The 15,038-nt window shown below is 68.4% G+C and carries 11 protein-coding genes; 8 read left to right on the top strand and 3 right to left on the bottom strand.

Going from position 1 to position 15,038, the window contains the following annotated elements:
• From bamA to lpxB, 6 genes are all read left to right on the top strand, one after another.
• Nucleotides 1-1,416 (top strand): outer membrane protein assembly factor BamA (gene bamA, locus FHS55_RS22480; protein ID WP_183192102.1); only part of this gene is annotated, 1,416 nt, incomplete at its 5' end.
• 85 nt (nt 1,417-1,501) lie between these two features.
• Complete coding sequence (gene lpxD / locus FHS55_RS22475; protein ID WP_183192101.1) at nt 1,502-2,584, top strand: UDP-3-O-(3-hydroxymyristoyl)glucosamine N-acyltransferase; 1,083 nt, start codon at nt 1,502-1,504, stop codon at nt 2,582-2,584.
• Nucleotides 2,568-3,056 carry a 3-hydroxyacyl-ACP dehydratase FabZ gene (gene fabZ, locus FHS55_RS22470; protein WP_183192106.1) on the top strand — a complete coding sequence of 163 codons (489 nt, stop codon included), beginning with the start codon at nt 2,568-2,570 and terminating at the stop codon, nt 3,054-3,056. The genes lpxD and fabZ overlap by 17 nt, the downstream gene beginning before the upstream one ends.
• Complete coding sequence (gene lpxA / locus FHS55_RS22465) at nt 3,056-3,886, top strand: acyl-ACP--UDP-N-acetylglucosamine O-acyltransferase (RefSeq protein WP_183192100.1); 831 nt, start codon at nt 3,056-3,058, stop codon at nt 3,884-3,886. Before fabZ ends, lpxA begins: the two co-directional genes overlap by 1 nt.
• Nucleotides 3,864-4,754, top strand: a complete 891-nt coding sequence (locus tag FHS55_RS22460) for an LpxI family protein (RefSeq protein WP_183192099.1) — start codon at nt 3,864-3,866, stop codon at nt 4,752-4,754. Before lpxA ends, FHS55_RS22460 begins: the two co-directional genes overlap by 23 nt.
• Nucleotides 4,751-5,959: a lipid-A-disaccharide synthase gene (gene lpxB, locus FHS55_RS22455; protein WP_183192098.1), complete on the top strand. Its 1,209-nt coding sequence runs from the start codon at nt 4,751-4,753 to the stop codon at nt 5,957-5,959. The genes FHS55_RS22460 and lpxB overlap by 4 nt, the downstream gene beginning before the upstream one ends.
• 254 nt (nt 5,960-6,213) lie before the next feature.
• On the opposite strand, the gene gltA is transcribed toward lpxB, so the two are convergent.
• Both gltA and gltX read right to left on the bottom strand, forming a co-directional pair.
• Nucleotides 6,214-7,524, bottom strand: a complete 1,311-nt coding sequence (gene gltA, locus FHS55_RS22450) for a citrate synthase (protein WP_183192097.1) — start codon at nt 7,522-7,524, stop codon at nt 6,214-6,216.
• A 252-nt stretch (nt 7,525-7,776) separates the two neighbouring features.
• Complete coding sequence (gene gltX, locus FHS55_RS22445) at nt 7,777-9,213, bottom strand: glutamate--tRNA ligase (protein ID WP_183192096.1); 1,437 nt, start codon at nt 9,211-9,213, stop codon at nt 7,777-7,779.
• A 282-nt stretch (nt 9,214-9,495) separates the two neighbouring features.
• Here gltX and FHS55_RS22440 point away from each other — a divergent pair, with 282 nt between their 5' ends.
• The gene (locus tag FHS55_RS22440) at nt 9,496-12,084 is read left to right on the top strand and encodes a ComEC/Rec2 family competence protein (protein ID WP_183192095.1); all 2,589 of its coding nucleotides are present in this window, start codon (nt 9,496-9,498) and stop codon (nt 12,082-12,084) included.
• A 216-nt stretch (nt 12,085-12,300) separates the two neighbouring features.
• Here FHS55_RS22440 and lexA read toward each other — a convergent pair whose 3' ends face one another.
• The gene (gene lexA / locus FHS55_RS22435) at nt 12,301-13,008 is read right to left on the bottom strand and encodes a transcriptional repressor LexA (protein ID WP_183192094.1); all 708 of its coding nucleotides are present in this window, start codon (nt 13,006-13,008) and stop codon (nt 12,301-12,303) included.
• Nucleotides 13,009-13,204: 196 nt separating this feature from the next.
• Between lexA and atzF the strand changes: the two genes are divergently transcribed.
• Nucleotides 13,205-15,031 (top strand): allophanate hydrolase, encoded by a 1,827-nt coding sequence (gene atzF / locus FHS55_RS22430; RefSeq protein WP_183192093.1) that lies wholly within the window; start codon nt 13,205-13,207, stop codon nt 15,029-15,031.
• The last annotated feature ends 7 nt before the right edge of the window (nt 15,032-15,038 follow it).

The raw sequence follows: 15,038 nt of genomic DNA, 5'->3' as shown, positions 1-15,038 counted from the left end.
GATCGCAACGTGCAGAACCGCACCATCTCGCTGGTATTCGCCGTCGAGGAAGGGCCGCGCGTCTATATCGAGCGCATCGAGATCCGCGGCAACACTCGCACCCGCGACTGGGTCATCCGGCGCGAGTTCGATCTCGCCGAGGGCGATGCCTATAACCGCGTGCTGATTGACCGGGCCGAGCGGCGGCTGCGCAATCTCGGCTACTTCAAGGACGTGAAGATCACCACGGAGCCCGGCACCGCGCCGGATCGCGTGATCCTGGTGGTTCAGGTCGACGACCAGCCGACGGGTGACTTCTCGATCTCGGGTGGCTACTCGACCTCGGACGGCTTCATCGGCGAAGTGGCGATCTCGGAGAAGAACTTCCTCGGTCGTGGCCAGTATGTGCGTCTGGCCGGCACGCTGGGTCAGAACACCCAGGGCGTGGACTTCAGCTTCACCGAGCCGTATTTCCTCGATTACCGCGTCGCCGCCGGCTTCGACCTCTATTGGAAGCAGACCAGCGCGACCAGCTACAGCCCGTATGACACCAGCACGGCGGGTGGCACTCTGCGCGTATCGCTGCCGCTGACCGACGAGTTGACCCTGGGCCTGCGCTACAGCCTGTACCAGAAGGAAATCTCGATCGACACGAGCGATTACTACTACTACGGTAAGATCTCGTGGGCGCTGCTTGAGGTGAACAATGATCCGGCGCTTACCTCTGCCGTCGGCTACACGCTCACCTACAACATGCTCGACAACAACATCGATCCGACCAACGGCTATCTGCTCGAACTGAAGCAGGACCTTGCCGGTCTCGGTGGCGACGTCGACTATATCAAGACTACATTCGACTCGCGGTTCTACTTCCCGGTTTACGGCGACGTGGTGCTGATGCTGCGCGGCCAGGCGGGTAACATCGCCTCGTGGGGTGGTCAGGACCTGCGTATCCTGGACAACTTCTTCAAGGGTCCGGATATTGTCCGCGGCTTCGCTCCCAACGGCATTGGTCCGCGTGACTTGGCCTCGGGTATCGACGGCTCCGATCCGGATGCGCTGGGCGGCACGCTTTACTGGGGTACGACCGCGGAAGTGCAGTTCCCGCTCACCTTCCTGCCGAAGGATCTGGGCATGAAGGGTGCTGTGTTCGCGGATGCCGGCTCGCTGTGGGACTATCAGGGCCAGACGACCTTCCCGAATATTGCGGGATGGCAGAACAATCTGGTCGACTGCTCCGCGCTGCCGGGTTCCAGCACCAAGGGCATGAACAATGTCTGCGTCGCCGACAGCGACTCCATCCGCTCCTCGGTCGGTGTCAGCTTGATCTGGAAGTCGCCCTTCGGCCCGCTGCGCTTCGATTACGCCTGGGCGCTTTCGAAGGAGGCTTACGACCAGACGCAGGCTTTCCGCTTCAGCGGTGGCACCCGCTTCTGATAGGCTAGACATAGTCTGGCGAGCGCGGCGGCCCGGTCATCCGGGCCGCCGGTTCATTTTGGACGGGTAGCGATACGGCATCGAAATGAGCGATCCGGTTTTTCATCCGGCCGTGGAGCCGATGACGCTTGATGACATCTGCGCGCTGGTCCAGGGCAAGGCGGCGTGGGCAGGTGCCGCGCGTCCGCTGAATGGCGTGGCTTCGCTCGACGAGGCGGGGCCCTCCGACATCGCCTTCATGGATGGCCTGAAATTCGTGCCGCAACTGCGCGCGACCCGGGCCGGCGCCTGTCTCGTTTCCGCACGCTTCGCCTCCGAGGTTCCTTCGTGCACCGCCGCGATCGTGGTGGCCCGGCCGTTTCCCGCCTTCGTTGTGGTGGCGCGGCGCTTCTATGCCGATCTGCTGCGTCCCGAGACGATTTTCGGCCAGGTCGGCATCGCCGCCGGGGCGGTGGTTCATCCGCAGGCGCGCATCGAGGATGGCGTCACGATCGATCCCGGCGCTGTGGTAGGGCCCGATGCCGAGATTGGCGCCGGCACGCTGGTTTCCTCTGGCGCCATCATCGGGCCGGGCGTGCGCATCGGCCGCGACTGCTCGATCGGCGCGGGCGCGAGCCTGCTGCACGCGCTGCTCGGCAACCGCGTCATCATCCATCCGGGCGCGCGTATCGGGCAGGATGGTTTCGGTTATCTCGGCGGCGCGCGGGGGCACGCCAAGATTCCGCAGATCCGGCGAGTCATCCTGCAGGACGATGTCGAGATCGGCGCCAACACCACGGTCGATCGCGGCGGCCTGCGCGACACGGTGATCGGCGAAGGCAGCAAGATCGACAATCTCGTGCAGATCGCGCACAACGTGGTGATCGGCCGGCACTGCATCGTGGTGTCGCAGGCCGGCATTGCCGGCAGCGCGACGCTGGGTGACTTCGTCGTGCTGGGGGGGCAGGTCGGCGTCATCGGCCATGTGACGATCGGCGACGGCTCCCGCATTGCCGCCACGAGCAATGTGAAGGACGACGTGCCTGCGGGCGTGGAATGGGGCGGCTCGCCCGCCAAGCCCATGCGCGAGTGGTTCAAGGAGGTCATGGCCGTCCAGCGGCTCGGCCGGGGTGACCTTGCGCCAGGCCGCCAACAAAAGGACAGTGAAGGGAATGGACGTCCAGGTTGAAACCAAGGGCGAGACGGCGACGCTGGGGACGGCGGATATCTCGCGCATTCTCGCGACGCTGCCGCATCGCTACCCGTTCCTGATGGTCGACCGCATCGTCGATATCGATGGCGACCGGCATGCCATCGGCATCAAGAACGTCACCGCCAATGAGCCCCATTTCCAGGGGCATTTTCCCGACAATCCGGTGATGCCGGGTGTGCTGATCCTGGAAGGCATGGCGCAGACGGCGGGCACGATCTGCCTCTGGCAGTACCCCGTCGAAAATGCGTCGCCGCTGGTTTATTTCATGACCATCGACAAGGCGAAGTTCCGCCGCCCGGTCGTGCCGGGCGATGTGCTCGAATACCATATGACGAAGCTCACCAAGCGCCGTAACATGTGGTGGTTCCGCGGCGAGGCAAAGGTCGACGGTCAGTTGGTGGCCGAGGCCGAAGTGAGCGCGATGATCGCGGCTCGGGCAGGCAAATAATGAGCAGTGTTTCCATCAAGATCGATTCTTCCGCGCGTGTCGAGGAGGGGGCGGTTCTCGCGGACGGCGTCGAAATCGGGCCTTTCTGCACGGTCGGGGCCCATGTCGTGCTGGAGGCCGGTGTCCGGCTGGTCTCGCATGTCGCGGTAGCGGGCCACACGACCATCGGGGCGAACTCGGTGGTCTATCCTTTCGCCTCGCTGGGCTTTCCCCCGCAATCCTATCACTACAAGGGCGAGCCGAGCCGTCTCATCATCGGCCGCGACTGCGTCATCCGCGAGCATGTGACGATGAATATCGGCACGGCTGGTGGCAGCATGGAGACGCGGGTCGGCGATCGCTGCATGTTCATGGTGGCCAGCCATGTCGCGCATGATTGCGTGGTCGGATCGCGCGTGACATTCGCCAATAACGCGACGCTCGGCGGCCATGTCACGGTCGGCGACGATGTGTTCATCGGCGGTCTGGCCGCGGTGCATCAATATGCGCGCGTCGGCGACGGGGCGATGGTCGGCGGCATGTGCGGGGTGCATTTCGACATCATCCCGTTCGGCCTGATGATGGAGGGCCATCCCGGCCTGCGTTCGCTCAACTATACCGGCCTGAAGCGCCGTGGCTTTTCACTGCTGCAGCGGCGTCAGCTGCAGAGTGCCTATCGTGAGCTCTTCTATGGCGCGGGCACGCTGGCCGAGCGCACGGACCGCGTGGCGGAGCATTTCGCGGACGATGCGAATGTGATGCACGTGGTGACGTTCGTCCGCGGCGCGGGCAAGCGCCGGCTGACCGTCCCCGCCGATGCGGCCGATCATGGCGAGCCGGACGTCGCCTGAGGCCGCCGCCCACGCGGAACGGGGGGCGCTCGCCGTCATTTGCGGCGGCGGCACCTTCCCGCTGGCCGTGGCGGAGGCGGCGCGCCGCGCGGGGCGCGAGGTCGTGCTGTTTCCCGTGCGCGGCTTCGCGGACATCCCGTTGGAAGGTTGGCCGCATGTATGGGTGCCGATCGGGCAGTTCGGTCGGCTGAAACGGGAGTTGCGCCGCCACGGATGCCGCGACGTGGTGCTCATCGGCAATGTGCTCCGTGTGCGCATCCGGGATATCCGGTTCGACTGGACGACGCTCACCATGCTGCCGCGCGTGTTCAGCATGCTGCGGGGCGGCGATGACCATCTGTTGAAAAGCGTTGCCCGCATTTTCGAGGAAGCCGGCTTCCGGCTGCTCGGTGCCCATGAGGTGGCACCGGAAATCCTGATGCCTCCCGGCCAGCTTGGTGCGGTTGCCCCGACCGAGGGAGAGCTTGGCGATATCGAGGTGGGGCGCCACGCACTGACGGTCACGGGGCCGCTGGATATCGGGCAGGGGCTGGTGGTGATGAGCCGGCATATCGTGGCGATGGAGGCGGCCGAGGGCACGGATCTGATGCTGGCGCGCATCGCCGAGCTGCGCCGCATTGGCCGCATCACGCGACCGGCGCGCTGCGGGGCACTGGTGAAGCTGCCCAAGGCCGGGCAGGATCGCCGGCTCGACATGCCCTCGCTGGGCGTGCGCACCGTGGAGGGCGCGGCGCGCGCCGGTCTGGCCGGCATCGCGGTCGAAGCCGGCGGCGTTATCGTCGCCGATGTCGCGGCTCTTGTGCGCGCGGCGGACGAGGCCGGGCTGTTCATTTACGGCCTTGAGCCGCCGACGGAGACCAAGCGATGAGCGGCGACCAGACCGTGAGCGGCGGGGACATTCTGCGCGGGGACCCGGCGCCGGCGCGGCCGCTCGATGTGTTCGTCGTGGCGGGCGAAGAATCGGGCGACACGCTGGCGGCCGGGTTGATGGCGGAGATGAGGGCGCTTCATCCGGCGGGCGTGCGTTTCCGCGGTGTCGGTGGCGGGCGCATGCAGGCGCAGGGGCTGACCTCGCTGTTTCCCATGGATGAGATCACCGCCATGGGCTTTGCTCAGGTGATTGCCGGCCTGCCGCGGATCCTGCGCCGCATGGGGCAGACGGTCGACGCCATCGTCGCGCAGCCGCCCGATATCCTGGTTCTTGTCGACGCGCCCGATTTCACCCATCGGGTGGCACGCAAGGTTCGCGCGCGCCTGCCCGATCTGCGGGTCGTGAAATATGTCGCGCCGACCGTGTGGGTGTGGCGACCCGGCCGGGCGAAGGCCATGGCACCGGATGTCAACCGGGTGCTGGCGATCCTGCCATTCGAGCCTGAGGTCATGCGTGCTCTGGGCGGCCCGCCGACCACCTATGTCGGCCATCCTCTGCTCGGCAGCCTCGATACGCTGCGCCCGAACGCGGCGGAAGCGGAGCGCCGCGTCGCTTCACCGCCGATCGTGCTGGTGCTGCCCGGCAGCCGGCGGGCGGAGCTGGTCCGGCTCGGCGACGCCTTTGGCGAGGTGCTGGGCCGGCTGAAGCAGCGCATTCCCGATGTCGAGCTGATATTGCCGACCCTCCCGCGCCGGCTGGCGCAGGTGGAGGAGACGGTGGCGCGCTGGCCGGTGCCGGTGCGCGTCGTGGTGGACGAGGCGGAGAAACTCGCCGCCTTCCGCATCGCCCGCGCGGCACTGGCGGCATCCGGCACGGTGACGCTGGAACTGGCGCTGGCCGGCATCCCGACGGTGGCGGCCTATCGCGTGCCCTGGCTGGAGGGGCGCATCGTGCCCTTCTTCATCAAGGTGAAGACGGCGATCCTGCCCAATCTCATCCTCGGCGAGCCGGCGGTGGCGGAATATCTGCAATGGCATATCGACCCGCCGGCCATGGCGGAGAAGCTCGCCGGTCTGGTCACCGGCGGCGAGGGGCGGGAGGCGCAGCTGGGCGCCTTTGCCCGCCTGGATGCGGTGCTGGGTACGGGAGGCGAGCCGCCCAGCCGTCGCGCGGCGCATGCCGTGCTGGACATGCTGCGATAGGCCTCCCGCGCCGCTTGGTGAAGTCGGCTTCCGCGAGAACGAGCGGGCCGCCATCGGACCATCGCTCTCGACGCGGTCTCCTCGCGCGCGTCGCTATCCCCGTCGCCCGACAGCGCCCCGAAATGAAAACCCGCCCTCCGGTTGGGAGGGCGGGGTTTGATCGGTAACCGGGGCCGCCGGCGAGAGGCTTGCCCTCACGGGCGGCGGATCGTCGGCGGGCGTTCAGCCAGGCCAGCTCACCGGCGGGTGGCGGTTCACTTGCGGCGGGCGATCGGCACGTAGTCGCGCTGCGGCGCGCCGGTATAGAGCTGGCGCGGGCGGCCGATGCGCTGGCCGGGATCCTCGATCATTTCCTTCCACTGGCCGATCCAGCCCACGGTGCGGGCGAGGGCGAACAGCACGGTGAACATGGAGGTCGGGAAGCCCAGTGCGCGCAGCGTGATGCCCGAGTAGAAATCGATGTTCGGGTACAGCTTGCGCTCGACGAAATACTCGTCCTGCAGCGCGATACGCTCCAGTTCGACCGCGATGTCGAGCAGCGGGTCGTCCTTGATGCCGAGTTCGCCGAGCACCTCATGGCAGGTCTTCTGCATGATCTTGGCGCGCGGATCGTAGTTCTTGTAGACGCGGTGGCCGAAGCCCATCAGGCGGAACGGATCGTTCTTGTCCTTGGCCCGCTTGATATATTCGGGAATGCGCTCCACCGAGCCGATCTCGCCCAGCATTTTCAGCGCCGCCTCGTTGGCGCCGCCATGCGCGGGCCCCCACAGGCAGGCGATGCCGGCGGCGATGCAGGCGAAGGGATTGGCGCCGGAGGAGCCGGCGAGGCGCACGGTGGAGGTGGAGGCGTTCTGCTCGTGGTCGGCGTGCAGGATGAAGATGCGGTCAATCGCGCGGGAGAGGATCGGGTTGACCTTGTAGTCCTCGCACGGCACCGAGAAGCACATGCGCAGGAAGTTCGAGGCGTAGTCCAGGTCGTTCTTGGGGTACACGAAAGGCTGGCCGATCGAGTATTTATAGGCCATCGCCGCCAGGGTCGGGATCTTCGCGATCATCCGGATCGAGGCGATCATGCGCTGCTGTGGGTCGGCGATGTCGATCGAGTCGTGATAGAAGGCCGACAGCGCGCCGACGGAGGCCACCAGCACCGCCATCGGATGGGCGTCGCGGCGGAAGCCGTGGAAGAAGCGGCTCATCTGCTCATGCACCATGGTGTGGCGCGTGACGCGGTAATCGAAATCGGCCTTCTGCGCCGCGGTGGGAAGCTCCCCGTAGAGCAGGAGATAGCAGGTCTCCAGGAAGTCGCCGCTCTCGGCCAGCTGCTCGATCGGATAGCCGCGATAGAGCAGAACGCCCTCGTCGCCGTCGATATAGGTGATGGAGCTTTCGCAGGAAGCGGTGGAGGTGAAGCCCGGGTCGTAGGTGAATAGTCCAGTCTGGCCGTAGAGCTTGCCGATATCGACAACCTCAGGGCCGATGGTGCCCTGCCGGATCGGGAGTTCCCAGCTTTGGTCGCCGATGGTGAGTGTGGCAGATGTCGCCGAAGTGCCGTTTATGGCGTCCATGCGGGGTCTCCCTGAGCATATGGAACCGAGGTTACGGTGCGCGAGTGGCGGGCGTGGCGCCGTGCCTTTGGACTTCTGACTGGAGGCGGTGATGTGCCTCGTTACGGCCCGGTTGGGGAAGTCGTACCGGTTTCGCCCATCGCTCGCAAGCGCAGCGAAGGAGGTATTGAGCTGAGGCCGGAATCCTTGTCTATGCAGCCTTTCGTCCTTTCGCAGGCGCGATAGCGAGGCCCTCGTAAGGGCCCAGCGCGCTCACGGCGCGGCAATGCCCGTCGTCTGGTCGGCAAGGCGCGCCAGCGTTTCGTCTTTCCCAAGCACCGCCAGCACGTCGAAAATGCCCGGCGAGGTCGTGCGTCCGGTCACGGCCGCGCGCAGCGGCTGTGCGAGCGCCCCGAGCTTCACGCCCTTTTCCTCCGCCACGGCGCGCACGGCGCCCTCGGTGGTGGCGGCGTCCCACGCGGCAAGGGTGCCGAGCCGGTCCGCGGCAACGGCGAGCAGGGCGCGGGCGTCCGTGGTCAGCAGCGCGCTCGCCTTGTCTTCCAGCGCGAAGGGGCGCGATTTCCAGATATAGGCGGCGCTGTCGATCAGCTCGACCAGCGTCTTGGCGCGCTCCTTCAGCCCCGGCATGGCGGCGAGCAACTGGGCGCGGCGGGCGGGCGTGAGCGCGGCGGCGATCTCCGCCCCTTCCGGCAGGTGGGGCAGCAACTGGTCGATCGCCGCGAGCAGTTCCTCGTCCGGCGTCGCGCGCATGTAGAGCCCGTTGATGCTCTCCAGCTTGGCGAAATCGAAGCGCGCGGCGGAACGGCCGACGCGATCGAGGTCGAACAGCGTGCTCATCTCGTCGGTTGAGAAGATCTCCTGGTCGCCATGGCTCCAGCCCAGCCGTACCAGATAGTTGCGCAGCGCCGCCGGCAGGTAGCCCATGGCGCGATAGGCATCGACGCCGAGCGCGCCGTGGCGCTTCGACAGCTTGGCCCCGTCCGGCCCGTGGATCAGCGGGATATGCGCCATGGTCGGCACCTGCCAGCCGAGCGCATGGTAGATCTGCGTCTGGCGCGCGGCATTGGTGAGGTGGTCGTCGCCGCGGATGATATTGGTGACGCCCATGTCATGGTCGTCGACGACAACGGAGAGCATGTAGGTCGGCGTGCCATCCGAGCGCAGCAGCACGAGGTCATCGAGTTCCTTGTTCTGGAACACGACGCGGCCCTGCACGAGATCCTCGATCACCGTCTCGCCCTCGGTCGGTGCCTTGAGGCGGATCGCCGGCCTGGCATTGGCGGGGCGTTCGGCGGGGTCGCGGTCGCGCCAGCGCCCATCATAGCGCGGCGCGCGGCCTTCTCGGCGGGCGCTCTCGCGCATCTCTTCCAGTTCGGCGGCGGTGGAGAAGCACGGATAGGCCCGGCCGGCGGCGAGCATCTGCTCCACCGCCTCGCGGTGCCGCTCGGCGCGGGCGAACTGGTAGATGACGTCGCCCGACCAGTCGATGCCGAGCCATTTCAGCCCGTCGATGATGGCGTCGATCGCCTCGGGGGTCGAGCGCTGGCGGTCGGTATCCTCGATGCGCAGCAGCATCCTTCCTCCTTTGGCCCGGGCGTAGAGCCAGTTGAACAGCGCGGTGCGCGCGCCGCCAATATGCAGGAAGCCGGTGGGGGAGGGAGCGAAGCGGGTGACGACGGTCTCGGGCATGGTTCTTCCGTCTCGCGCCGGATGGAACTGGCGCGGCAAAACAGGGCGGACGCGGCAAGGCGTGGCGGACGCGAGACGTGCGTGTACCATAGGTGGTCGACCGGGGAAAAGGCGATGCGCGGCCTTGTGAAAGGCCGAGGCAGGCGGATGGCGTGCAAATCGGGGCGGGGGCCCGTGCAGGACGATAGAGGGTGGCAGCCGGAAGGGGCGCCGGAACGGGTGCCGCACCGCAGCGGCGGGCATGATGACCGTCCCGGTGGAGGGCTGCCTGCCGCGCGCCCCATGGCGAGGGCGATCGCGCTCGCCACCGGCCGGCGGGAGCCGCTCCTTGCGCTCCGGCGGCCGCGCCTGCCCTCGCTGGAAGGACTGGTGGAGGGTTTCGCCGGCCTCCTCACACGAGAAATCGATGATCGCCGCGGCTTCCTGTTCCTGCCCGTCGCCGTGGCGGCAGGGGCCGCGCTCTATTTCGGTGCGCCCAACGAGCCGTTGCCCTATGCCGCGCCGCTGTCGGCCGTGGTACTCGCCGCCCTCGCCATGGCGGCGCGGGCGCGGCCCTTCGCCTTCCACGTTCTCGCCCTGCTCGCGGCGCTCGCCGCCGGTTTCGCGCTGGCCTCCATCCAGGTGCAGCGCATGGCTCATCCGCTGCTGGCCACGCCAATGGCCGGAGTGGAGATTGCCGGCTTCGTCGAGGTGGCCGAGCAGAGGGCGCGTGGCAGCCGGATCACGCTGGCGCTGACGCGTTTCGGCCGCGAGGCGCGCGCAGATGAGGGGGGCCGAGTTGGGGCGCGCGGGCGCGTGGGTTTGCCGCGCGAAGGGCCGGAGCGCTTGAGTTTCGTGCAGCCCACGCGCGTACGGGTGACGCTCGCCACGCGCGAGCCGCCGGCCGTCGGCGCTCATGTGCGGCTCCTTGCCAACCTCGCCCCGCCGCCCGGACCCGCCTATCCCGGAGGCTTCGATTTCGGCCGGGCGATCTGGTTCGACGGCATCGGGGCCACGGGCTTTGCCCTCGGCAAGGCGCAGCCGAGCCCGCCGCCCAGCGCGGCGCCGCTCGCGCTCTCCTTCGCCGCCTGGTTGGGTGCGACGCGCCAGTCCATTGCCGCGCGCATCCGGGCGGTGCTTTCGGGGGCGGAGGCGGGAATCGCCGTCGCCCTTGTCACCGGGCTGCGCGACGCGGTGCCGGAGGCCGTGGAGGAGAGCATGCGCGTTGCCGGCCTCTCCCATATCCTGTCGATTTCCGGCCTGCATATGGCGCTGGTGGCGACCACCGTGTTCTTCTTGGTGCGGGCACTGCTGGCGCTTGTTCCGGAGCTGGCGCTGCGCTACCCCATCAAGGCTTGGGCGGCGCTGCCGGCGGCGCTGGCGGCCACCTACTATCTGATGCTGTCGGGCGCCGAGGTGCCGACGCAGCGCTCCTATGTCACGACGCTTATCGTACTCGCCGGGGTGGCGCTCGGTCGGCCGGCGCTCACCCTGCGCACGCTGGCGCTGGCGGCGCTGGCGGTGATGACGCTGACCCCCTGGGCGATCCTCGATCCCGGCGCGCAGATGTCCTTCGCCGCCACGCTCGCGCTGATCGCGGCCTATGAGAGGTGGGGACATCTCGTCGCCGCGCCGGCCGCCAGCACGCCGGCGGGGCGCTGGCTTGGCCTGCCGGTGCGCTATGTCGCGGCGTTGGTGCTGACCTCGCTGGCCGCCGGGCTGGCCACCGCGCCCTTCGCCGCCTTTCATTTCCAGCGGTTGGCGCCGCTCAGCCTGCTCGCCAATCTCGCGGCGATGCCGGTTGTGTCCTTCATCGTCATGCCGGCCGGGCTCGGCGGCGCCCTGCTGCTGCCTTTCGGCTGGGACCCGCCCGCCTGGATCCTCATGGGCTGGGGCATCCAGATGATGGACGCCATCGCCGATTGGGTCGCCGCCATGCCGGGGGCCGATCGCGGCATTCCCGCCATGCCGCTCGCCAGCCTCGGCCTGTTGAGCCTTTCCCTCGCGCTCGGCTGCCTGCTGCGCACGCGACTAGTGCTGGTGGTGCCGGCGCTGGCTGGCGCGGCGCTGATAGCCTATGCCGCCGCGCCGCATCCCGACGTGCTGATCGATCGGGACGGGCGCACCGTGGCGGTGCGCGGCGCGGATGGGCGCCTCGCCATCATGGGCGATCGCGACGCGGGGGTGGCCAGACGCTTCGCGGTCGAGCAGTGGCTGAGCGCGGAAGGCGAGCGCGGCCGCGCCGGCGCGGCGGATCTGACAGCGCGGGCTGCCTGCGATCCGCTCGGCTGCACGCTCCCCGATGCACGGGGCGACCCCGTGGCGCTCTCGCGCAACCCGGCCTCGCTGGAGGAGGATTGCCGACGCGCCATCCTGCTGGTGACGAACCAACCGCCGCCGGCCGATTGCGCGGCAACGGTGATCCGGATCGATCCGCGCCAGAGCCTTGCCGGCCACGCCGTGTTCCGAACCGCGAAAGGAGGTTGGCGGCTCGACGGGGATGCCGCGAGCGGCACGCGCCCCTGGCAGGTACCGAGTTCCGCGGCCCAACCCGCCATCTCGCTGGCGGTGCCCATGGCTCTGTCGCGCGAGGAAGACCCACGTTCCACTGGGCCAGGCGCAGCCAACGGTGCGCCGCCATCATTCACAGCAACCGAGCGCGCGGCGGCGCTGGACAGGTATCTCGAAAGCCCCGCCGGCCCCGATGTCGACAGGACCGGCGATCGGCTGCCGGCGGATGGCCCGCATGGCGACAAGCAGGCCACCCAACAACCCGCCGCCGAGCGTTCTCCTGCCCCTCAGTCCATTGCCGGCAAATCATCGCTCGAAGAATCATCTGCCGATGAATCGTCCGCCGACGATTCATCTGCCCCCGGCACGAACCTCGAATAGACGGTGCTCCAGGCGATCCGCTTCCGCTGCCGCCCGCATTCGCGGCGCCCGTGCGGATTGCCTTGCCATCGAAAACGTCGGCTCACAACCTGACGCTGCCCGGCGGAGATGCGTCAACGCACGCCGGAAACCCTCGGCCAACGTCTCACGTCACGCCAGAATGACCCACATAAGCATACCTGCCGCGGCCGCCCACCGCCGGCATGCGAGGGCGCCTCAGTAGCGGCGGAAAAGGCCGACCAGTCGCCCCTGGATGCGCACCCGGTCCGGCCCGAAGATGCGGGTCTCATAAGCCGGATTGGCCGCTTCCAGCGCGATGGAGGCGCCCTTGCGGCGCAGGCGCTTCAGCGTCGCTTCCTCGTCATCGATCAGTGCCACGACGATCTCACCGGTATTGGCGGTCTCGCCCTTGCGGATCAGCGCGAGGTCGCCGTCGAAAATACCGGCTTCGATCATCGAATCACCCCGCACCTCCAGCGCGAAATGCTCGCCGCCGGCGACGAGGTCCGGCGGCATGTTGACGGTGTTGTCTCGCGACTGGATGGCGGCAATGGGCGAGCCGGCGGCGATGCGGCCGACCAGCGGAACGGGCACCGCGCGCGGCGCCGAATCATCTTCCGGCGCGGCAGGGCGCTGGCGGCCGAGCCCGCTGCCGCTCACGACGCTCGGCGTGAAGCCGCGGGCCGGGGCGGGACGCGACGGCTGGGCGTCCTCGGGCAGGCGCAGAACCTCGAGCGCGCGGGCGCGGTTTGGCAGGCGGCGGATGAAGCCGCGCTCCTCCAGTGCCGTGATGAGGCGGTGGATGCCGGATTTCGACCGCAGATCGAGGGCCTCCTTCATCTCCTCGAAGGAGGGCGGCACGCCATCGCGCTTCAGCCGCTCGTCGATGAAGAGCAGTAGCTCGTGCTGTTTGCGGGTCAGCATGGATTTCGGTCCGTCCTACGGCGCAAAAGGAAACAAATCACGAACAAACACTATCCGTTCTTTTTGTGTTCCACAACCGGTAAAGGGACGCCTAACGCGCGCCACCCGTCGGCCCGAATCCGGCGCGGTGTATGCAACGACTTTCTCTTTGCCTATCGGGCATGCATAATCGACGTAGCTTCATGAAAGGTGCGCTTTGATCGGAACCATTGCAGAGATTGTCGCCGCCCATCGCTCCGGGCGGGTGCGACCGGCCGAGACCGTGGCGCGATGCCTTTCGCTCATCGAGCGCCAGGACGACCCCGCCATCTTCACCACGCTGGCCGATGCGGGCGCCATTGCGAGCGCGCTGAAGCAGCTGGAGGGGGCCGATCCGGCGAACCTGCCGCTTTACGGCGTGCCCTTCGCGGTGAAGGACAATATCGACGTTGCTGGCCTTCCGACGACCTGCGCCTGCCCCGAATTCGCCTATGACGCGACGCGGGACGCGGCGGCCGTGGCGCGGCTGCGCCGGGCGGGCGCCATTGTCATCGGCAAGACCAATCTTGACCAGTTCGCCACCGGGTTGAACGGCACGCGCTCGCCCTATGGCATCCCGCGCAACGCGATGCGGGCCGATCTGGTGCCGGGCGGTTCGAGTTCCGGCTCGGCCGTGGCGGTGGCGGCCGGGCTGGTGCCCTTCGCGCTCGGTACCGATACGGCCGGCTCAGGCCGCGTGCCGGCGGGGCTCAACAACATTGTCGGCCTGAAGCCGAGCCTCGGGCTCGTCTCCACGCGCGGCGTCGTGCCGGCCTGCCGCTCGCTGGACTGCGTGTCGGTCTTCGCGCTCACCGTGGCCGATGCGCTCGCCGCTACCCGCGTCATGGCGGCGCCCGATGAGGCCGATCCGTTCTCGCGCGCCCTGCCGCTGGCGCCGGCCGGCAGCTTTCCGGCCCGCGCGCAGGTCGGCGTGCCGCGGGCGCAGGACCGGATCAGCTTCGGCGATCGGCTGGCGGAGGCGGCGTTCCGCGCGGCGGTCGGGCGCATGGCCAGGCTGGGCGCGACCATCGTCGAGATCGACATGGAACCGTTCTTCGAGACGGCGCGGCTGCTTTATGAGGGGCCGTGGGTGGCCGAGCGCCTCGCCGCGGTCGGCGGGTTCCTGGAGGCGCGGCCGCAGGCCTTTCACCCCGTGGTGCGCTCCATCATCGAGCAGGGACGAGGGCTGAGCGCGGTGGACGCGTTCCGCGGCCAGTACCGTCTCGCGGAACTGCGCGTGCAGGCCCGCGAGGCGCTGACCGGGCTCGATGCGCTGATGGTGCCCACGATGCCGACCGTCTTCACGGTCGAGCAGATGCAGAGCGAACCCGTCAAGTTCAACAGCCAGCTCGGCGTCTACACCAATTTCGTCAATCTTCTGGATATGTGCGCCCTCGCGGTGCCCTCGGAAATCCGCCCCGATGGCGCGCCGGCCGGCATCACGCTGCTCGCACCGGCGGGACGCGATGCCCATCTCGCCGCGCTCGGCGGCGCGTTCCACGCCGATACCGGGCTGTCGCTGGGCGCGACCGGTGCGTCGCTGCCGGCTCAGCCGGCGCTTGCCCCGCGGCCCGCGCCTGGCTTCTTCGAGGTGGCGCTGTTCGGCGCGCATCTGTCGGGTCTGCCGCTCAATGGGGAAGTGATCGAATCGGGCGGCGTGTTCGTGCGCGAAGCCCGCACGACGGGCGATTACCGGCTCTATCTACTGCCGGAGGGGCGGGTGCGCCGACCCGGCTTGCTGCGCGGGCGTCCCGGCGGCGGCGCGGCGATCGCGTGCGAGATATGGGCGCTGCCGGCGGCGGCGTTCGGCAAGCTGGTAGCCGGCATTCCCGGGCCGCTGGGCGTGGGCACCGTGCATCTCGATGACGGCTCGGATGTGAAGGGCTTCCTCATGGAAGCGGCGGCGGCCGAAGCGGCGCGCGACATCACGGTCTTTGGCGGGTGGCGCAATTTCCTCGCCGACGAGGCGGCAAGGCGGGCCGACAGCGCGCTGGCCAGTGGCTGAGGCGCCC

This window comes from Ancylobacter tetraedralis, from assembly GCF_014195655.1.
Classification (GTDB): domain Bacteria; phylum Pseudomonadota; class Alphaproteobacteria; order Rhizobiales; family Xanthobacteraceae; genus Ancylobacter; species Ancylobacter tetraedralis.
This window is presented reverse-complemented; position numbering and strand designations above follow the sequence as displayed.